This is a genomic window from Pseudomonas sp. 8 R 14 (assembly GCF_900005955.1).
GTDB lineage: Bacteria > Pseudomonadota > Gammaproteobacteria > Pseudomonadales > Pseudomonadaceae > Aquipseudomonas > Aquipseudomonas marginalis.
Map to the genome: position 1 here is coordinate 1 of NZ_CVTH01000026.1, position 19179 is coordinate 19179.

The 19179-nt window shown below is 61.5% G+C and carries 15 protein-coding genes; 12 read left to right on the forward strand and 3 right to left on the reverse strand.

Annotated features, from left to right (window positions below; all coding sequences use genetic code 11):
- From BFQ01_RS02880 to BFQ01_RS02915, 8 genes are all read left to right on the forward strand, one after another.
- Positions 1 to 653 (forward strand): FecR family protein (locus tag BFQ01_RS02880; RefSeq protein WP_065924155.1); only part of this gene is annotated, 653 nt, incomplete at its 5' end.
- A gap of 150 nt (positions 654 to 803) precedes the next feature.
- Positions 804 to 3554, forward strand: a complete 2751-nt coding sequence (locus tag BFQ01_RS02885; protein ID WP_065924156.1) for a TonB-dependent receptor — start codon at positions 804 to 806, stop codon at positions 3552 to 3554.
- A gap of 103 nt (positions 3555 to 3657) precedes the next feature.
- Positions 3658 to 4278 (forward strand): heme acquisition protein HasA, encoded by a 621-nt coding sequence (locus BFQ01_RS02890; RefSeq protein ID WP_065924157.1) that lies wholly within the window; start codon positions 3658 to 3660, stop codon positions 4276 to 4278.
- Positions 4279 to 4452: 174 nt separating this feature from the next.
- Positions 4453 to 6189 carry a type I secretion system permease/ATPase gene (locus tag BFQ01_RS02895; RefSeq protein WP_065924158.1) on the forward strand — a complete coding sequence of 579 codons (1737 nt, stop codon included), beginning with the start codon at positions 4453 to 4455 and terminating at the stop codon, positions 6187 to 6189.
- 2 nt (positions 6190 to 6191) lie between these two features.
- Positions 6192 to 7511: an HlyD family type I secretion periplasmic adaptor subunit gene (locus BFQ01_RS02900; protein ID WP_141691239.1), complete on the forward strand. Its 1320-nt coding sequence runs from the start codon at positions 6192 to 6194 to the stop codon at positions 7509 to 7511.
- The gene (locus tag BFQ01_RS02905; RefSeq protein ID WP_065924160.1) at positions 7508 to 8836 is read left to right on the forward strand and encodes a TolC family outer membrane protein; all 1329 of its coding nucleotides are present in this window, start codon (positions 7508 to 7510) and stop codon (positions 8834 to 8836) included. The genes BFQ01_RS02900 and BFQ01_RS02905 overlap by 4 nt, the downstream gene beginning before the upstream one ends.
- 136 nt (positions 8837 to 8972) lie before the next feature.
- Entirely contained in the window at positions 8973 to 9401 is a 429-nt protein-coding gene (locus BFQ01_RS02910; protein ID WP_065924161.1) for a DUF4160 domain-containing protein, read from the forward strand.
- Positions 9398 to 9865 (forward strand): DUF2442 domain-containing protein, encoded by a 468-nt coding sequence (locus tag BFQ01_RS02915; RefSeq protein ID WP_065924162.1) that lies wholly within the window; start codon positions 9398 to 9400, stop codon positions 9863 to 9865. The genes BFQ01_RS02910 and BFQ01_RS02915 overlap by 4 nt, the downstream gene beginning before the upstream one ends.
- On the opposite strand, the gene trmA is transcribed toward BFQ01_RS02915, so the two are convergent.
- Together trmA and BFQ01_RS02925 are read right to left on the reverse strand one after the other, a co-directional pair.
- Positions 9848 to 10927: a tRNA (uridine(54)-C5)-methyltransferase TrmA gene (trmA, locus tag BFQ01_RS02920; protein ID WP_065924163.1), complete on the reverse strand. Its 1080-nt coding sequence runs from the start codon at positions 10925 to 10927 to the stop codon at positions 9848 to 9850. The two genes, BFQ01_RS02915 and trmA, sit on opposite strands and share 18 nt — an antisense overlap.
- Entirely contained in the window at positions 10924 to 12219 is a 1296-nt protein-coding gene (locus BFQ01_RS02925) for an NCS2 family permease (protein ID WP_065924164.1), read from the reverse strand. Before BFQ01_RS02925 ends, trmA begins: the two co-directional genes overlap by 4 nt.
- Before the next feature lie 188 nt (positions 12220 to 12407).
- Between BFQ01_RS02925 and BFQ01_RS02930 the strand changes: the two genes are divergently transcribed.
- The 4 genes from BFQ01_RS02930 to BFQ01_RS02945 all read left to right on the forward strand — a co-directional run bounded on the left by BFQ01_RS02930 (position 12408) and on the right by BFQ01_RS02945 (position 16641).
- Complete coding sequence (locus tag BFQ01_RS02930; protein ID WP_065924176.1) at positions 12408 to 12854, forward strand: DUF4879 domain-containing protein; 447 nt, start codon at positions 12408 to 12410, stop codon at positions 12852 to 12854.
- Between the two features lie 96 nt (positions 12855 to 12950).
- Positions 12951 to 13475 carry a (2Fe-2S)-binding protein gene (locus BFQ01_RS02935; protein WP_065924165.1) on the forward strand — a complete coding sequence of 175 codons (525 nt, stop codon included), beginning with the start codon at positions 12951 to 12953 and terminating at the stop codon, positions 13473 to 13475.
- Positions 13472 to 14461, forward strand: a complete 990-nt coding sequence (locus tag BFQ01_RS02940; protein WP_065924166.1) for an FAD binding domain-containing protein — start codon at positions 13472 to 13474, stop codon at positions 14459 to 14461. The genes BFQ01_RS02935 and BFQ01_RS02940 overlap by 4 nt, the downstream gene beginning before the upstream one ends.
- A complete protein-coding gene (locus tag BFQ01_RS02945) occupies positions 14458 to 16641 on the forward strand; it encodes a xanthine dehydrogenase family protein molybdopterin-binding subunit (protein ID WP_065924167.1) in 2184 nt (727 codons plus the stop codon). The genes BFQ01_RS02940 and BFQ01_RS02945 overlap by 4 nt, the downstream gene beginning before the upstream one ends.
- Before the next feature lie 18 nt (positions 16642 to 16659).
- On the opposite strand, the gene BFQ01_RS02950 is transcribed toward BFQ01_RS02945, so the two are convergent.
- The gene (locus tag BFQ01_RS02950; RefSeq protein WP_256097666.1) at positions 16660 to 19125 is read right to left on the reverse strand and encodes a membrane-targeted effector domain-containing toxin; all 2466 of its coding nucleotides are present in this window, start codon (positions 19123 to 19125) and stop codon (positions 16660 to 16662) included.
- Positions 19126 to 19179 lie beyond the last annotated feature (54 nt).

The following is a 19179-nucleotide window of genomic DNA, read 5'->3' on the forward strand; positions in this document are numbered from 1 at the left end:
TGCAGGCCGACTATGTCACCCAAAAGGGCGAGGTACGCACCGTGCACTTGGCCGATGGCAGCACGGTGGAGCTGGATTCCGCCAGTGCCATCCGCCTGGATTACGACGGCGTGCAGCGGCGTATCAGCCTGATCCAGGGCTCGGCGATTTTTGATGTGGCGCCGATGGTGGGTCAGGAGACCCGTCCGTTCGTGGTACAGAGCGCCGGCGGGCAGACGCGGGCGCTGGGCACGCGGTTTGTGGTGGAGCGCGAGGCCGACCGCCGTGCTTGGGTGGGCGTGTTGCAGCACAGCGTCGAGGTGTCTTTGCACGCTTCGCCGAAAAAAGGCCCGAGCGATCGGGTGCTCCAGGAGGGCCAGGCTGCTAGCTACAACGCCCAGGAGGGGGTGGTGCCCCTGGATCAATTCGATGTAGACCGTGCCACCAGTTGGCGACGCGGCGTGCTGATCTTTGATCGCCAGCCCCTGGCCAAGGTTATTGAGCAGCTCAATCGCTACCGTCCGGGGCGGGTGGTGTTGACCCATTCCGATTTGGGCGAGCGCGAAGTCAGCGGCGTCTTCCGTCTCGACATGCTCGACAGCGCCCTCGGAACGCTCACCCAGGAACTCCAAGTGCAACGCTTGGACCTGGCAGGCCTCAGCCTGATCTATTGATGACCCGGTGGGAGGCCTGCTCTCACCCGCTTAAAACCCCCTGCGCAAAAACTTTTTAAAAAACCTTACTGACTTCCTGCGCCTCGTACGTCTTGCTAGGTGAGAAGCATTCGCATAAACAAACATACGATCAGCGCAGGGAAACCAGAAATGTCAGCACTCACCAAGGGGCGTATCACCGGTAGCCGGTTAGCCCTGGCCATCCACTTGGGGCTGTTCGCCGCGGCCGCTCCCGTGTATGCGGTGCAGCCTCAGGTGGACGCTTCCCAGTCGGCGGTGCGGGTGTTCGATGTCCCGGCGCAATCCTTGGGCAGTGCCGTATTGGCCTTTGCCGACCAGGCCGGTCTGCAGGTGCTGTTCGACAGCCCGCGCCTGCAAGGCTTGAGCAGCACCGCGCTCAAAGGCAGCTTCAGCGTGCAGGAAGGGCTTGGCCGTTTGCTCGGTGCCACGCCGGTGGAATATCGCTTTACCGGTGAGCGCCAGGTCACCCTCAACCGTGTCAGCGACGACCACGACGGCGCCATGACCGTGGGCACCACCACCATCACCGGCAACACCAACGGCCAGGCCAGCGACTGGGTGTACCAGACCCCAAAGTCCGTGGCGGTGATCAGCCGCGACATGATCGATAAACGTCCGCCCCGTCATGCCGCCGACATGCTCGAAGAAACCGCCGGCGTCTACACCGCCGTCAACCAGCGCGACCCTGGTCTGTCGGTGAATATTCGCGGTGTGCAGGACTATGGCCGGGTGAACATGAACATCGACGGCATGCGCCAGAACTTCAATGTCAACGGCCACCAGCAGCGCAACGGCACCATGCTGATCGACCCGGAGTTCATCTCCAGCATCGAGATCGACAAGGGCAGCCAGTCGGGGCAAGGCGGTGCGGCCGTGCTGGGCGGCATTGCTTCGTTCAAGACCCTGGATGCCAGTGAGTTCCTCAAGGACGGCAAGGACTACGGCGGCCGCCTTCGCGCCGGCAGCGGCATCGGTGAGCTGGGTAACGGCACCGACTTCAACGGCAGTGGCGTGTTTGCCTTTGGTGATGAGCGCGGCGATGTCGTGCTGGGCTACAGCGAGCGGCATTTCGGTAACTACCGCGCCGGCAGGCACAACGACGACAACCTGGGCACCAACCTGCGCGCCAGGTCATCTGCCCCTGCGGCCTTCGACGACTGGTTGAACAGCGAAGTCGGCGACACCGGCAGTGTGACCCGCTCGCAGATCGTCAAGTTCGGCCTGAACCTGCCCAACGACCAGCGCGTGCAGTTGAGCTACCTGGAAACCGACACCGACAGTAACGATGCCTGGGGCTATATCGCCAACGACCTTCAGAGCACCTACTACGTACGCACCAGCAAAAACAACCTCAACGCCAAAAACGTCGCGCTGGACTACAGCTATAGCCCGGACAACCCGCTGATCGATCTCAAGGCCAAGCTCTATTACGTCACCACCCAGATGGATCGCAGCAACGCCCCCAACCTGTCGTCGCCAGGTACCGGTAACTACGTCGGCGCCTACACCGATCACTTTCAGACCGACACCTGGGGCCTGCAGGGTGACAACACCTCGCGGTTCGATTTTGGCGAACAGGGGCATGTCACCTGGAACTACGGGGTGGAGCTGTATCAGGACGAGTTCAAGCCCCGCACCAACAAAGTTGAAGCCACCAACAACCTGGGCTTGTTGCCTTACGCAGAGGGCAGCACGCCAGGGGGCAAACGCACCATCGCCAGCCTGTTCAACAACGCGCAGTACGAATATGGCGGCTGGCTGGCCCTGGATGCGGGCTTGCGTTATGACCGCTATCGGCTCGAAGGCGAAACCGGCATGACCCTGTACCGGCGTGATCGCTTCTACAACAGCCTTGTCGGCGCCAGGCGCGTCTCGGAAGTGATGGAGGTCGACCGTGAAGAAGGCCAGTTTTCCCCCACCTTCGGTCTCGCGGTGAAACCGGGCGTGGACTGGCTGCAGCTCTATACCCGGTGGGGCAAGGGCTGGCGGCCACCGGCGGTGACCGAAACCTTCATGACCGGCCGACCCCACGGTGGCGGTTCGGGAGAGCGCGTATTTCCCAACCCCTACCTCAAGCCTGAAGAGTCACGGGATTGGGAAGTGGGCATGAATGTTTTCAAGGAAGGCTTGTTTTTCAGTGACGATCGCCTCGGCATGAAGGTGGCGTACTTCGATACCCGGATCGAAAACTTCTCTTTCCTCAACACCAGCGTCAGCTTGCCGGAAACCCAGGTGGGTGGATTCCTCGGGACCATGGCTTACGTCAATAACACCAACCCGACACGTTTTCGCGGGGTTGAATACCAGCTCAATTACGACATGGGCCGCGCGTACGCCAACCTCAGCTACACCCACATGATCGGCAGCAATGAGTTCTGCTCGAAGAACTATTACATGGGCGGTGCCAAGACCACCGGGCCAAGGACTACTCGCCTGGAGCGTTTCACCCTGCCGGATGGGCGCATCGGCATACGGCCGGTCACCACCTATGAGGTGTTGGATGACGACGTCGCCAACAACAAGGAAAGCTGCGGGCGAATCATGGGTAACGCCACGTACATGCCGGCCGATCGCGGCTCGCTGACCCTGGGTACGCGCTTCCTGGAAAAACGCCTGGATACGGGTGTGCGTGTGCGCTACAGCTCGGGCAACGGCGAAAACCTCAATCAGCAGGGCTACGAGCTGATGGATCAGGCGATGTGGCCCAAGTACACCCTCTATGACCTGTACGCCAGTTACTGGATGACGGATCAACTGAACATTGCACTGGCGTTGGAAAACGCCACCGATGAAGCCTATTTCGTCGCCATGGGCGACGCCAACAACCTCAGCCTGGCGCGCGGGCGAACCCTGAGCGGCATGTTGGAATACAAATTCTGATCAGCGTGCGCAGGCACCTGATCAACGGTTTTGCCCATGGGTGGGCAAAAAGGCGCGCCGCACCGGCGTGCTCATCAACAACGTTGTTTAACGAGGTTTAGCGATGACTATTTCTGTTAGCTACGATTCGGGCCTGGGTTCTCTGTCGGTATCGGACTACCTGAGCTCCTGGGCAGTGGGGTTCAACACTGCAGGGCACGGCACCAGCAACACCGGCGGTTTCAGCAACGGCACCCTCAGCGGCGACCAGTATTCGACCCACGGCGCCAACAACTCCGAGTACGCGTTCATCGCCGACAGCGACACCAGCAATGGCCTGCACTATGTGTTCAACCCGTCGTTGCCCGCCAGCAGCAACCTGAACCACTACCTGTGGGGCGACCTGGATAACGTGCAACTGGGTACAGGCCTGGGCGGCGGCAGTGGCAGCGACTTCTCCCTGAGCGACTTCAAGGTCGCGTTCAACGGCCTCGACCTGAGCGCCGCCGAGGGCGCCGGCCGGGCTGGCAACGACGTACAGAGCGTGATCTACGGTTTGATGCAGGGCAACACCGCCGCGCTGGAAACCGTGCTCAACAACCTGCTCGACGACTTCGGCCTGTCCACTGCCAGCACCTTCGACGAAGTGTCTGCGGGCCTGGCGGCACACGCCAGCGCAGTGTCCACCGATGTTGCCCTGGTGGGCGTGCAGGACGTGGCACAGGACTGGGCACTCGCCGCCTGAACCTGCTGCTGCATGAAAAAAGCGAATGGAAGATCGCTCTCCCATTCGCTGCATTACACCGCCGTCGCCCAAGCCTTCTAACTCTTCCGGCGACGGCGGTGCCGAATTCTGCGCAGCGTCGTATCGGCTGTCAACGCGGCGACGCTGCACGTTCAACCCCACGAGAATCCCCAGATGCGCCACGCCGGCAACGAAACCCTGGCCGCCCTCACGGCCTATAAAAGTGGCTTCTTCAACATCGGCCTGTTCTCGGCGGTGATCAACCTGCTGATGCTGGCCCCGGCGTTGTACATGCTGCAGGTGTACGACCGGGTGCTGGCCTCGGGCAATCAGATGACCCTGCTCATGCTGACGTTGATGATCCTCGGCCTGTTCGGCCTGATGGGCGCGCTGGAGTGGGTGCGCAGCCAGGTGGTGATCCGCCTCGGCACGCAGATGGACATGCGCCTGAACCAGCGGGTCTACGACGCCGCGTTCGAAGCGCAACTCAAGGGCGGCACCCAGGCGGCAGGCCAGGCGTTGCATGACCTGACCACCTTGCGCCAGTTTGCCACCGGCCAGGCGCTGTTCGCGTTTTTCGATGCGCCGTGGTTTCCGGTGTACCTGCTGGTGATCTTCATGTTCCACCCCTGGCTTGGCCTGCTGGCGCTGGGCGGCGCGGTGATGCTGATCGCGTTGGCGTGGATCAACCACCATGTCAGCCAGGCGCCGATGGCCGAGGCCAGCCAACTGTCCATCCACGCCAGCCAGCAGGCCACGGCCAACCTGCGCAATGCCGACAGCATCGAAGCCATGGGCATGCTCGCCACCTTGCGCGGGCGTTGGTTCCACCAGCACCAGGCGTTCCTCGCCGAGCAAAACCTGGCCAGTGAAAAGACCGCCGCCGTCACCGCCTGGTCCAAGGGCGTGCGCCTGGCCTTGCAATCGCTGGTACTCGGCCTGGGCGCGTTGCTGGCGGTGCAGGGCGATATCACGCCGGGGATGATGATTGCCGGCTCGATCCTGATGGGGCGGGTGCTGAGCCCCATCGACCAATTGATCGGCGTCTGGAAACAATGGGGCTCGGCGCGCCTGGCCTACGAGCGCTTGTCGCAGCTGCTGGCGGCCAACCCGGCGCGACCGCCGCGCATGAGCCTGCCGGTGCCCAAGGGCCAGTTGAGCGTCGAGCACATCAGCGCCTGCGCCCCCGGCAGCCGTCGGCCGGCGCTGGTGAACCTGGGGTTCAACCTGCCAGCGGGGGACGTGCTCGGCGTGATCGGACCTTCCGGCTGCGGCAAATCCACCCTGGCGCGGGTGCTGGTGGGCGCCTGGGCACCGCTGGCCGGCAAGGTGCGGCTGGACGGCGCCGACCTGGCCCAGTGGGACAAACAGCAACTCGGCCCGCACATCGGCTACCTGCCCCAGGACATTCAATTGTTCGCCGGCAGCATCGCCGACAACATCGCACGGTTTGCCGAACTGGATACCGACAACGTCCTGGCCGCCGCGCAAATGGCCGGCGTACATGACCTGATCCTGCAACTGCCCCAAGGCTATGACACGCAATTGGGGGAGGGCGGTGCGGGGTTGTCCGGTGGGCAAAAGCAACGCGTGGCCCTGGCCCGTGCGCTGTACGGCCTGCCGGCGTTGATCGTGCTGGATGAGCCCAACGCCAACCTTGACGAAGTGGGCGAGCAGGCGCTGCTCCAGGCCATCACCCAGCTTAAGCAGCAGCGCCGCACGGTGATCCTGATTACCCACAAAGCCAATGTACTGAGCTTGACCGACCAGTTGCTGATCCTCAAGGACGGCCAGTTGCAGGCCTTTGGTCCGACGGCGCGGGTGCTGGAGGCGCGGCAGAAACCGGCAGCCTCCAAACCGGTGTCGACCCTGAGCATGAGCTACCGCCTCGGTGAAGGAAAACAGGCATGAGTATGAGTAAGCCGGTGCTGGCCAGCGACCGCCCTCACACGGTGTTGGCGCTGGATGACAAAAACTATTCGCGCCTGGGCTGGTTGTTGGTGCTCGGCGGCTTTGCCGGATTTATCGGCTGGGCCGCGTTGGCGCCGCTGGACAAGGGCGTGGCGGTGTCGGGCAAGGTCATGGTCTCTGGCCATCGCAAGACCGTGCAGCATCCTGCCGGGGGCATCGTCGAGCGTATCGAGGTGCGTGACGGTGATGTGGTCAACGCCGGCCAGGTGCTGTTGCGCTTGAAGGAGACGCCCTTGCGCGGGCAGATGCAGTCGCTGCGCAGCCAGTACCTGGCGTCCCTGGCCAGTGAGGCGCGCTTGAGTGCGGAAAGCGAAGGTCTGCCCGCCATCACCTTCGGTCCTGAATTGCTCAACGAGCCGGAGGCCGCCAACACCCTGAATCTGCAACGGCAACTGTTCACCAGCCGCGCCCAGGCGCTGGCCACCGAGCAGCAAGGCCTGCGCGAAACCATCGCCGGCGCCGAGGCGCAGTTGCGTGGCACGCGGGATTCCCAGGCGAGCAAGCTGCAGCAACGCGCGGCATTGAATGAGCAACTGCAAGGGCTGCGCGAGCTGGCGCGCGATGGCTATATCCCGCGCAATCGCCTGCTCGACAGCGAGCGCCTGTACGCCCAGGTCGACGGCGCCATTGCCGAGGACTACGGGCGCATCGGCCAGTTGCAGCGCCAGGTCCTGGAGCTGCGCCTGCGCATCCGCCAGCTCGGCGAAGACTTCCAGAAAGACCTGCGCGGCCAGTTGGCCGAGACCCGCACCCGCAGCGACGACCTGCGCAACCGCCTGGCCTCGGCCGAGTTCGAACTGGCCAACAGCCTGGTGCGGGCGCCGGCCTCGGGGGTGGTGGTGGGGTTGGAGGTGTACACCGAAGGCGGGGTGATCAAGCCCGGCCAGGCGCTGATGGACATCGTGCCCCAGGGCGAAGCGTTGTGGGTGGAAGCGCGGGTGCCGGTGCAAATGATCGACAAAGTGCATCCGGGCCTACCGGTGGAGTTGCTGTTCTCGGCCTTCAACCAGGCCACCACCCCACGGGTGGCCGGTGAGGTGACGCTGGTCTCCGCCGACCGCCAGGTCGATGAGCGCACCGACGAGCCTTATTACACCGTGCGCGCCCAGGTCAGTGCGGCGGGCATGCAACAACTGGACGGCGTGCGGATTCGTCCGGGCATGCCGGTGGAAACCTTCATCAAGACCGGTGAGCGTTCGATGCTCAACTACCTGTTCAAACCCTTGCTGGACCGTACCCACATGGCCTTGGTGGAAGAATGAAGGCACTGTTTTTTACCCTGTGCCTGAGCGTTACACCGGCGGCACATGCCTTGGGTTTGCTCGACGCCTACGACCTCGCCCTGCGCAATGACCCGACCTTCCAGGCCGCCATCCAGGAGCGCGAGGCCGGTGAAGAGAACCGCGTGATCGGCCGTGCAGCGTTATTGCCGAACTTGTCCTGGAGCTATAACAACTCGCGCAATGAATCCGAAGTCACCCAAAGCACCGCTGTCGGCGATGTCACCAGCGACCGTGATTACCGCAGCTACGCCTCGACCCTGACCTTGCAGCAGCCGTTGCTGGATTACGAAGCCTACGCGCGCTTTCGCCAAGGCACCGCCCAGGCGCTGATGGCCGATGAGCGTTTTCGCGGCAAGAGCCAGGAACTGGCCGTGCGCGTGCTCAGCGCCTACAGCCAGGCGCTGCTGGCGCAGGAACGCATCGAGTTGAGCCGTGCGCAGAAACGTGCGTATGCCGAACGCCTGCAACTCAATGATCGTCTACTCAAAGGCGGCGAAGGCACGCGCACCGATGTCTTGGAGACCCAAGCGCGATTGAGCCTGGCCCAGGCAGAGGAAATCGAATCGCTGGACGCCCAGGACAGCGCCTTGCGCGAGCTGGAAGCGATTGTCGGCCAGCCGTTGCAGGTCGAAGAGTTGGCCCCCCTGACCCGTCCATTCGACATCCCGCCGCTGGAGCCCAATCGCTTCGAAACCTGGCGTGAACTGGCCATGGCCAACAACCCCGAACTCAAGTCCCAGCACCACGCGCTGGACGTGGCGTCCTACGAAGTGGAGCGCAAACGCGCCGGGCACATGCCCAAGGTCAGCCTGTACGCCAGCAGCCGCCAGACCAGCTCCGATTCGGAAAGCAGCTACAACCAGAAGTACGACACCAACAGCGTCGGTATCCAGGTCAGCCTGCCGTTGTTTGCCGGCGGGTCGGTATCGGCCTCTACGCGCCAGGCGGCCAATCAACTGTCCCAGGCCCAATACGAGCTGGACGCACATACCTCGGCGACGCTGGTGGAGCTGCGCAAGCAGTTCAACCTCAACACCAGTGGCGCGGCGAAAGTGCGTGCCTACGAGATGGCTGTCAGCTCCGCCACCGCGCTGGTCACTGCGACCAAAAAGAGCGTCAGCGGCGGTGAGCGGGTCAACCTCGACGTGCTCGACGCCGAGCAACAACTGTTCACCGCCCGCCGCGACCTGGCGAATGCGCGACATGCGTATCTGCTGGCCAGGATTCAGTTGAAGTATTACGCGGGGTTGCTGAGTGAGCAGGACTTGCGGGCGTTGGCGGGGTATTTCCAGCCTTCGGCATGAGTGGTTACAACCCGGCATTCGCCGGGTTTTTTGTGGTTACTAATCTGTGAAACAGCTTCGAGACGATGGAGCCGGTTGTCGGGTGGCAGGAGGGAAATTGTTACCTGGCGGAAAATAACCTAACGGATGGGTTACGATGAAAGTAGGTGCTTACAAGGGGTATGTCATCTCAGTGTTTATCAGGGACGAGCATTGCCCGCCTCATGTACATGTCAGGGGCAAGGGGTGGGATGCGCGGTTTCGTTTCAGTTTTTTGGATGGGGACGTTGAGTTGTGGGATGTAGAGCCTGAACGGAGGCGGCCACCCACTGCGGTTCTGAAGGAAATACGCGAGGTAATCATGCAGCGACATTATCTGGCACGGGCACGCAGGATTTGGTGGGAAAAACTGCAAACGGTTTGCCTGGAGAACCATTCCTGGAACTGGGACACCAGTGAATTGGTTCCAGGGTTAGTCATTCGACGTGGTGTCTACGTTATCGCAAGCGCCTGGCACGACGCCTTAGCGCAACGGACCATTTTGAATCTGGTAAGAGCGCCAGATTGCGTAGGGATTAATTTATGAAAATCGTAAAAGCCAAAGTCATACCTTATGTACCTCTCACTGACGCCGACGTCGACAAGGCAATCGCCCGTGGCCGCAGGCTAAAGCGCCTGTACGCCAACGCCAGCAATGTGCGTTACGAAAACGATTGCATCTCCATCGGCTTCAGCGACGGCAGCCGCGTCATGTTGCCGGTGGCCGGCCTGCCGGAGTTCGAAGGGTTTTCAGAGGAAGATTTCCAGCAGTTGGAAGTCAGTTTCGGTGGCAAGGCCATTAGCTGTGAGGCCCAGGATCTGGATGTTTCGATCACGGGCCTGATCGCCACAAGCCAGCCGCTGATGGACCTGGCTACCAGCCTGGTAGCATCACGCAACGGTCGCAAGAGCAGCGCTGCCAAATCCGCCGCCGCCCGCGCCAATGGCAAGAAGGGCGGCCGGCCACGCAAGAAGGAACCTGAGGACGCTGAATTACCGCCGGGTCAATAACACCCCGGATTCCATATGGTGCGTCCACGGGAACTGGTCAAACATCGCACACTGGGTAATGCGGTGGGTGTCATGCAGTTGCGCAATATTCGCTGCCAGCGTCTCCGGGTTGCAGGAGATGTACAGGATGTTGTCGAAGCGCCGGGTCAGTTCGCAGGTGTCCGGGTCCATGCCGGCGCGGGGCGGGTCGACGAACACGCTACCGAATTCGTAGCTTTTGAGGTCGATGCCGTGCAGGCGGCGGAATGGGCGCACTTCGTTCAGCGCTTCGGTGAGCTCTTCGGCGGAGAGGCGCACCAGGGTGACGTTACCCACCGCGTTTTCATCGAGGTTGCTCAGGGCCGCATTCACCGAGGTCTTGCTGATCTCGGTAGCCAGCACTTTACGCACACGGGTGGCCAGGGGCAGGGTGAAGTTGCCGTTGCCGCAATACAGCTCCAGCAAGTCATCCGGGCGATCGCCCAAGGCTTCGTATGCCCAGTTGAGCATCTTCTGGTTCACCGTGCCGTTGGGCTGGGTGAACGCGCCTTCGGGTTGACGGTAGCTGAAGGTGCGGCCGCCGACGTCGAGTTTTTCCACCACGTAGTCGTGGCCGATCACATCGCGCTTGCCCTTGGAGCGGCCGATGATGCTCACATTCAAATCAGCCGCCAGCTTATTCGCCGCGGTGTGCCAGTGATCGTCCAGCGGGCGGTGATAACACAGGGTGATCATCGCGTCGCCGGCCAGGGTGGTGAGGAACTCCACCTGGAACAGCTTGTGGCTCAGGGCGGCGCTGGCTTGCCAGGCGGCCTTGAGCTGCGGCATCAACTGGTTGATGCGCTGGCTGGCGATGGGGAATTCTTCGATCAGGATCGGCGTGCGCTTGTCGTCCTGGGAAAACATCGCGTAGTGGCGTTCACCGCCTTCGCGCCACAAGCGGAACTCCGCCCGCAGGCGGAAGTTCTGCAGAGGCGACTCGAAGACCTGCGGCTCGGGTGCGTCGAACGGTGCCAACAGGTCACGCAAGCGCGTGACCTTGTCTTGCAGTTGATCGGTGTAGCGTGTGGCGTCAAAAGTCATGCGTTGAACCAGCCCAGCTTGATCACGAACAGAATCGACAGAATCACCAGTGCCGGGTTGAGCTCACGGTAGCGGCCCGAAAGCAGCTTGATGGCGGTCCAGGCGATGAAACCGAAGGCAATGCCGTTGGCGATGGAGTAAGTGAAGGGCATCGCCAGGGCGGTGATCACCACCGGCGCTGCAACGGTAATGTCATCCCAGTCGATTTCGGCCAGGCCTGAGGTCATCAATACGGCGACGAACAGCAGCGCCGGCGCGGTAGCAAAGGCCGGTACGCTGGCGGCCAGCGGCGAGAAGAACAGCGCCAGCAGGAACAGGATCGCCACCACGATGGCGGTCAAGCCGGTACGGCCACCGGCGCTTACGCCCGCAGCGGATTCGATGTAGCTGGTGGTGGTCGACGTACCCAGCAGGGAACCGGCCATGGCGGCGGTACTGTCGGCGATCAGCGCACGGCCCATTTTCGGCATGTGGCCGTCCTTGCCCATCAGCCCGGCGCGCTTGGCCACGCCGATCAGGGTGCCGGAGTTGTCGAACAGGTCGACGAACAGGAAGGCGAAGATCACGCTGACCAGGCCGATGTCCAGCGCGCCCTTGATATCCAGCTGCAGGAAAGTCGGGGCCAGGGACGGCGGCATCGACATCACGCCACCAAACGCGGTGACGCCCAGCAGAATGGAGACGATGGTCACCGCCAGGATGCCGATCAGCACCGCGCCGCGTACGGCCAGGGCTTCCAGCGCAACGATCAGCATGAAGCCGAGGATGGCCAGGATAGGCGCCGGCTTGGTCAGGTCGCCCATGCCCACCAGGGTGTTGGGGTTGCCGACCGCGATCCCGGCGTTGTGCAGGGCGATCAGTGCCAGGAACAGGCCGATACCGGCGGCAATCGCCGAACGCAGGGGCAGGGGAATGCTGTTGATGATCCACTCACGGATACGGAAGATCGACAGCAGGAAGAACAGCACCGCCGAAATGAATACCGCACCCAGCGCAACCTGCCAGGTGTGACCCATGTGCAACACCACGGTGTAGGTAAAGAAGGCGTTGAGGCCCATGCCCGGTGCCAGCGCGATCGGGTAGTTGGCGATCAGGCCCATCACGGTCGAACCGATGGCCGCCGCCAGGCAGGTCGCGACAAATACCGCGCCCTTGTCCATGCCGGTCTCGCCGAGGATGCTCGGGTTCACGAACAGGATGTAGGCCATGGCCAGGAATGTCGTGATGCCCGCGAGGATCTCGGTGCGCACGTTGGTGTTGTGTGCCTTGAGTTGAAACAGCTTTTCCAGCATGCCTGCTCCCTGTGACGCTATGTTGCGTCGTTATTTGTTGACCTCTAAGTCAAAGCACAAACTGCGCCAAGCGCCTGTGGTTCCAGAGAGGATCGGAAAAAGCGGCGCATCATACCAGCAGCCGAGGCTGTGTGGCGCATGGCCTTGAGGCATACTGCGGCGACGTTCAACAGCAGGTCATCGACAGCATGAAAAAAGCCAACGCGTGGAGTCTAGCCCTGATCCCTTGTCTCGGCCTGTGGTTGGGCGCGGCACCGGTGTGGGGCGCGACTGCACCGCCCTTGAGCGAGGTGCGCGTGTTCAAGGTCGAATCGGCGCACTGCACGGAAACCATCCCGGAGCGCGCGCAAAGCACCCAGATGTGCACGCACCGTGGGCCCACCCAAGTGTCGGTGATGGAAGTCGGCCTGGGTAACAACCCGGTGGGTCGCTTCAATGGTGCCGAACTGAACGGGCAACGTACGCCCGTGTGCCAGGTCGGCAGCATCAGCGAAGCCTGCAGCGGGACGGGCACGCTGATGGGCTACATCTATGTATTTGACCTGAATGTCCAGGCCCAAGGCTGGTTCGAATACAGCAACTCGTCGATCAACGGCCCGCGGAATACCTTGAAGACCCTGCTCAATATCCGCTGATCAATCAGCTTGAACGCTCAAAAAACCGGGAAGTCGTACCCCTGAGACGGCGACTTTCCTGAACGCCGCGGACGTACACCAACCCGTGAGGTGTTTATGAGCGCGATCCCCAATGGCGCGGCGGCCCAACCGTTCGTCGCCCACTCCATACGCTTGACCCTCAATGGTCAGGACCGCCAACTCGATGTATTGCCCTGGACCACGTTGCTGGATTTGCTGCGCGAGCAACTGGACCTGGTCGGCAGCAAAAAAGGCTGCGACCACGGCCAATGCGGTGCGTGCACAGTATTGCGCGACGGCAAACGCATCAACGCCTGCCTGACCCTGGCGGTGATGTGCGACGGTGCCGAGCTGACCACCATCGAAGGCCTGGCCGACGGCGACCAACTGCACCCGATGCAGCAAGCCTTCATCAAGCACGACGCCTTCCAGTGCGGTTACTGCACGCCCGGTCAGATTTGCTCCGCCGTTGGCCTGGCCAATGAAGGCCGTGCCCACGACAGCGCACAGATCCAGGAGCTGATGAGCGGCAACCTGTGCCGCTGCGGCGCCTACAGCAATATCCGCGATGCCATCGAAGAGGCTTTGCCGGCGTGCCGCGCCCAGGGAGGCGAGCAATGAATCCCTTCCAGTACAGCAAACCGGCGGATGTCCACGAAGCCGTGCACCTGAGCAGCGCGGCGTCGCGCTTTATTGCCGGGGGCACCAACCTGCTGGACTTGATGAAAGAAAACATCAGCCGCCCCGAGCACCTGATCGATATCACCGGCCTGCCGCTCAATGAGATTGAACAAACCGCCGAGGGCGGCCTGCGCATCGGCGCGCTGGTGAGCAATGCCGACCTGGCCTGGCACCCGCTGATCGAACAGCGTTACCCGTTGCTGTCCCAGGCGATCCTTGCCGGTGCTTCGCCGCAACTGCGCAATATGGCCAGTACCGGCGGCAACCTGTTGCAGCGCACCCGTTGCTACTACTTCTATGACGCTACCGTGCCCTGCAACAAGCGTGAGCCCGGCAGCGGCTGCCCGGCGCGCACTGGGTTGAACCGTATCCATGCGATCCTTGGTGCCAGCGAACAGTGCGTGGCCACTCACCCGTCGGACATGTGCGTGGCCCTGGCAGCGCTGGAGGCGCGGGTGCATGTCGAAGGCCGAGGCGGCGCGCGGATTATCGAGTTTGCCGACTTCCACCGCCTGCCCGGTGATGCGCCGCAACGCGACAACCAACTGGCCGACGATGAGCTGATCACCGCCATCGAATTGCCCGCCGACCACCTGGCCCGTCACAGCCATTACCTGAAAATCCGCGACCGCGCGTCTTACGCGTTTGCCTTGGTGTCGGTGGCCGCCGCTCTCGAGTTGGACGGCGATCGAATCGTCGACGCGCGCCTGGCCCTCGGCGGCGTGGCCCATAAACCCTGGCGCGACCGTGCGGTGGAAGCCTCGCTGATCGGCCAGGCGGTCAGCCGCGAGACCTTCAGCAATGCCGCCGACGCGGTGCTGCAAGACGCCGAGCCGCTGGAACACAACGGCTTCAAGATCAAGCTGGCGCGCCGCGCAATCATCCGTGCCCTGAGCGACGCCGCCGTCGCAGGAGATCGCCCATGACCGCTATTGGCAAACCCCTGGACCGTGTCGACGGTCTGCTCAAGGTCACCGGCCAGGCGCGTTATGCCGGTGAGTTTCCCGAGGACGGCCTGCTCCACGGCAGTGTGGTGTCCAGCACCATCGCCAAGGGCCGTGTGCTGGCGATCGATGCGTCCAGGGCACTGGCCCTGCCGGGCGTGATGGCGGTTATCCATCACCTCAACCGGCCGAAAATCGCCCGTTACGACGATGCCTTCCAGGATGACGATGCGGCGGACGGTTCACCGTTTCGCCCGCTGTATAACGACCGTGTGCTGTACAGCGGCCAGCCCCTGGCCCTGGTGATCGCCGACAACCTTGAACTGGCGCGACATGCCGGCTCGCTGGTAGCGATCGACTACGCACGGGAAGACTTCGAGACCGACCTGCTCGCCCAGCAGGAACAGGCCCATGCTTCACCGCAGGCGCCGCCCAAGCCGCGTGGCAATTTCCAGGCCGAGTGGGCCGCTGCCGCCGTCAGCCTCGACCTGCACTACAGCACCCCCATCGAACACCACAACCCCATGGAACCCCACGCCAGCACCGTGCTGTATCAGCCGGACGGCACCTTGCATATTCATGACAAGACCCAGGGCCCGCAGAACTGCCAGGCCTATGTGCAAGACGTGTTCGGCCTGGATAAAAGCCAGGTGCGGATCTTCGCCGCATTCGTCGGCGGCGCGTTCGGCTCGGGCTTGCGCCCGCAGTATCAATTGCCGCTGGCGGTGATGGCGTCCCTGGCGCTCAAGCGCTCGGTGCGCGTCACCCTGACCCGCCAGCAGATGTTCACCTTCGGCTACCGCCCGCGCACCTTGCAGCGTTTGCAGATGGGCGCCGCCGCCAATGGTCGCCTGCTGGCGCTGGGGCATACGGCGATTGGCCAGACCTCGCGCTTCGAAGACTTCAGCGAGCACGTGGTGGAGTGGAGCGGCATGCTCTATCACTGCGACAACGTGCAACTGACCTACAAACTGGTGCCGCTGGATGTATTCACGCCCCTGGACATGCGCGCGCCCGGCGCTGCCTTGGGCGTGATCGGCCTGGAGTGCGCCATGGACGAATTGGCCAGCGCCTTGGGCATGGACCCGGTGCAACTGCGGCTGGTCAACTACGCCGAGCGCAACCAGAACGAAGACAAACCCTGGTCGAGCAAGGCCCTGCGCGAGTGTTACAGCGAAGGTGCCGAGCGCTTCGGCTGGAGCCAGCGCAACCCGGAACCGCGCAGCATGCGCGACGGCTGCCAGTTGATCGGCTGGGGCATGGCCGGTGGCGTGTGGGAGGCCATGCAGATGAAGGCCAGCGCCAAGGCGCGCATCGACGCCGAGGGCAAGCTGACCGTCAGCAGCGCCACCACGGACATCGGCACCGGCACCTACACGGTGATGACCCAGATCGCGGCGCAGGCCAGTGGCGTGGCGGTTGAGGACGTGGTGTTCCTGCTCGGCGACTCTTCATTGCCCACCGCGCCGCTGCAAGGCGGCTCGTTCACCGTGTCGTCCGTCGGCACCGCCGTGCAGCAAGCCTGCGAAGCGTTGAGCGCGAGGCTGCTGACCATTGCCCGGCAGACTTACCCGGTGTTCAAGGATGCCGAGTCCGTGCGTTTTGAAGACGGCCAACTGCACACCGGCGACGTGAGCGTGTCGTTGGCACAGCTGGTCAAGGACAGCGGTGAAGAGAGCGTGGAAGTCCAGGTCGACAGCGAGCCGGACAAGAAACGCGAGGGCTACGCCACCGCGACCCATTCGGCGGTGTTCGTCGAAGTGCGGGTGGATGAAGACTTGGGCACGATCAAGGTCAGCCGCGTGGTCAGCGCCATTGCGGCCGGGCGGGTGGTCAACCCGAAGATGGCCCGCAGCCAGATCCTCGGCGGGGTGGTGTGGGGCATTGGCATGGCCCTGCATGAGGAGACCCAGATCGACCATCAGTTGGGTCGCTACATGAACCACAGCCTGGCCGAGTACCACATTCCGGTAAATGCCGATATCGGCGAGATTGACGTGGTGTTTGTCGAGGAACATGACGAGATCGTCAACGCCCTAGGGTCCAAGGGCGTGGGAGAGATCGGCATTGTCGGGGTGGCGGCGGCGGTGGCGAATGCGGTCTACCATGCCACCGGCAAGCGGGTGCGAGAGTTTCCGATCACCCTGGATAAGGTGCTCTAGAGCACCTTATCCAACGGTTTACAGGTCAATGTAGAGTTCTGTCTTGTCTCGGGATTGAATAAGCGAGGGGCCCTTGCCGGGGATTGCATCGTCGACACTAACCCCGGTGGCGCCTGTCAACTGAGATATGCCTCGAATCGCAGGTTCGCCGTCATAGGTGAACACATGGTCGCTGCCGACTCTTGCAACCCATTTGGACTGCGGGTTCGCGGCTTGGTCGTGCTCGATCAGTTTGGTTGCGTAGTAGTTCATGTTTTTGAGACGTGTGGACTTCGGTTCTACTGAAGGCACATCAATCGCTTTGACTCGAACACCATGCGCTCGCATGGTCAACAGAAGCTCTCGATTGGTGTATGCCCCGTGTGTACTGTGGGCGCGGTCAATCAATCGCAAATTCGATCTTAGCGCGGCTGAAAATTCACCGGTTTCGAAAAACCTGTCCAGATCGGGCTGCAACGAATGCTCGAACCCTTCCGAGTACAGTGTGGAGACATTGTTTCTCTCAAACTCGGCTGCATTATCGATCAGCAGTCGCAGACCGGCAGATTGGGAATGGTCTTCGCCAATAATCATGCCGAGGGATTTCTGGTAGACGGTATTGATGACCTCTGACATTGACGCATTGCCCGGGATATCCGAGTGAGCGGGGCGCTCCTTGGTCTTGGCCTTTTTATGGAAGGTGTCAGCGTCCTGCTTCATTCGCTTGTCGATTTTCTCGTTTGTCCGCGACGTTGATGCTTCTCCCTGTGCAGGGTAGTCGTACGCGGCGGGGTCAAAACTTTGCTCCGCCGAACCTCTTGACCACCATGGCCACCTTATTCCTCCCGGTCCGTTGATCGGCTCCCAGGCGCCGTCCTGGGTGGAGTGCACCGTCATCACAGGCTTTCTCGTCTCGGGATCAATAATGCGGGCATACCCGTCACTGAGTTTGAACCTACCGTCGATCTCATAGATACGGCTGATGTCTTCAGCATCGGTCAAACGGATAAACCACCTGTCTGCACCATCACTTCCTTTTACTTGATACATGCCTTTGGCGTTGGCATGAGCCCCCGAGATCAGTTGTTCTCCCTCCACGACGGCGTGGTTGCTGATATCGAGCCACTGTGACGGGCGCAGACGATTGACTTCGTCGGCAGTGGGCCCCGGACCGGGTACGGCGCTGACGGGTTCTTTTATTGGCTGGGTCGCAGGCGTTGCTGACGTGGGGCTGTTCGACTTGAGTGACGGTTTAGACTCGGGCAGGTTTTTCCTCGCGGGGCTGTTCGGTTTCAACGCAAGCCCATCTGCCAGGTCCCTTGTCTCCTGAACAGACAGCGCCTCATTTCGAAGCGCTTTGGCCAGCAGCGAAGACAGCATTCTGGCTTGGCCATAGGCAGGGATGAATCCCTGTGCGAAATCACCGACGTTTTTGAGCTCTGCGTCCAGCGTCGACTTGTCGAGACCGAATACCTTGCCAAGCTGATTGTTTGTATTCAAGTCAACCAACAGAGCACTGAATGGGTTGTCCAGGTAGCGCTCTACGGTGTCTGCGGTGGTTTTATTCACACCGAATACTTGCAAGGCATCCGCTATACCTGCAGAGGGATGCTCAAGGTGTTTGAGAAACTCCTCGTAGAATCCCCGGAGATCGTTTGCTCCGACATTTTCAGCCGCTTCGTTCTGGACTTTGTACTTGAACTCGCCGAATGTGATTGGCACCAGTGGCTTGTGACTGTTCAAGCCATCCTTCACAAAATAGAAGTTGTGCTGTTTGTCTTGGCCCAGAAGGTTTCCGTAGGCGTCATAGGTAAACAAGACTGTTTCTCCGTCGGGTCGCTGCCCGGAATAAAGCAGTCGTCCGCTCGGTGAAGAGCTTTCCTCTTTAATATTCGTCAAGCCATTGACCGCAGTGGGCGGCGCAGTGGGGCCTTTATCCAGACGCCCGAAGATATTGTCGCCTTCATTGGCATAGGGGCCGACGATGGCGTTGATATCATTGTTTCTGAACCGAATCAGTGTATCGATAACCCGTGTTTTTTTTTCGGATGACTCACCGCCCGCAAAATGCTGGCTGAAGGACTCCAGTCGCTTGGGCTCGTTGGCCTGGGTTTTCACCCATGCGTTCATTTCTTCGGTGGTTGTGAATGAGTGAAGTGAACGACCTTCCTTTTCTGGAACAAATAGCACGATATTCGGCTCGTCAGGCACAGCCGGAACACGCTGAATAAATATGATGTCCCTGGCTTGGATGCCATCCACGGCAAAGGTCTTGACTTGCACTTGAGGGCTGTTTTTTTTACCCGGCCACATCACGGCATCGGCTATTTGGCTGACCTCTGGACTCATGTATCCGCTGTTCAGATCCTTTGCGACGCTTGTCGTGAACCGATCCTTGGCGTTCATCAGGATGTAGTTGTCGTTGGGTGTGTTCCAGGAGGCAGTCGGGAATAGGTGGGGGGTCGTCATCCCGATGGGGACGCTGGCATTATTCACGTTGTTCATCAACTGAGGGCCCGTCGAAAGGTATTTGGTTAGCACCGGATTATTCCAGTAATG

What these genes read in the sequence shown, in the direction of transcription:
- BFQ01_RS02925 (WP_065924164.1), bottom strand. Translation starts at nt 12,219, where the DNA reads ATGCTGGAAAAGCTGTTTCAACTCAAGGCACACAACACCAACGTGCGC.
- BFQ01_RS02915 (WP_065924162.1), top strand. Translation starts at nt 9,398, where the DNA reads ATGAAAATCGTAAAAGCCAAAGTCATACCTTATGTACCTCTCACTGAC.
- BFQ01_RS02910 (WP_065924161.1), top strand. Translation starts at nt 8,973, where the DNA reads ATGAAAGTAGGTGCTTACAAGGGGTATGTCATCTCAGTGTTTATCAGG.
- BFQ01_RS02930 (WP_065924176.1), top strand. Translation starts at nt 12,408, where the DNA reads ATGAAAAAAGCCAACGCGTGGAGTCTAGCCCTGATCCCTTGTCTCGGC.
- BFQ01_RS02905 (WP_065924160.1), top strand. Translation starts at nt 7,508, where the DNA reads ATGAAGGCACTGTTTTTTACCCTGTGCCTGAGCGTTACACCGGCGGCA.
- BFQ01_RS02945 (WP_065924167.1), top strand. Translation starts at nt 14,458, where the DNA reads ATGACCGCTATTGGCAAACCCCTGGACCGTGTCGACGGTCTGCTCAAG.
- trmA (WP_065924163.1), bottom strand. Translation starts at nt 10,927, where the DNA reads ATGACTTTTGACGCCACACGCTACACCGATCAACTGCAAGACAAGGTC.
- BFQ01_RS02885 (WP_065924156.1), top strand. Translation starts at nt 804, where the DNA reads ATGTCAGCACTCACCAAGGGGCGTATCACCGGTAGCCGGTTAGCCCTG.
- BFQ01_RS02940 (WP_065924166.1), top strand. Translation starts at nt 13,472, where the DNA reads ATGAATCCCTTCCAGTACAGCAAACCGGCGGATGTCCACGAAGCCGTG.
- BFQ01_RS02895 (WP_065924158.1), top strand. Translation starts at nt 4,453, where the DNA reads ATGCGCCACGCCGGCAACGAAACCCTGGCCGCCCTCACGGCCTATAAA.
- BFQ01_RS02900 (WP_141691239.1), top strand. Translation starts at nt 6,192, where the DNA reads ATGAGTAAGCCGGTGCTGGCCAGCGACCGCCCTCACACGGTGTTGGCG.
- BFQ01_RS02950 (WP_256097666.1), bottom strand. Translation starts at nt 19,125, where the DNA reads ATGAACAACGTGAATAATGCCAGCGTCCCCATCGGGATGACGACCCCC.
- BFQ01_RS02890 (WP_065924157.1), top strand. Translation starts at nt 3,658, where the DNA reads ATGACTATTTCTGTTAGCTACGATTCGGGCCTGGGTTCTCTGTCGGTA.
- BFQ01_RS02935 (WP_065924165.1), top strand. Translation starts at nt 12,951, where the DNA reads ATGAGCGCGATCCCCAATGGCGCGGCGGCCCAACCGTTCGTCGCCCAC.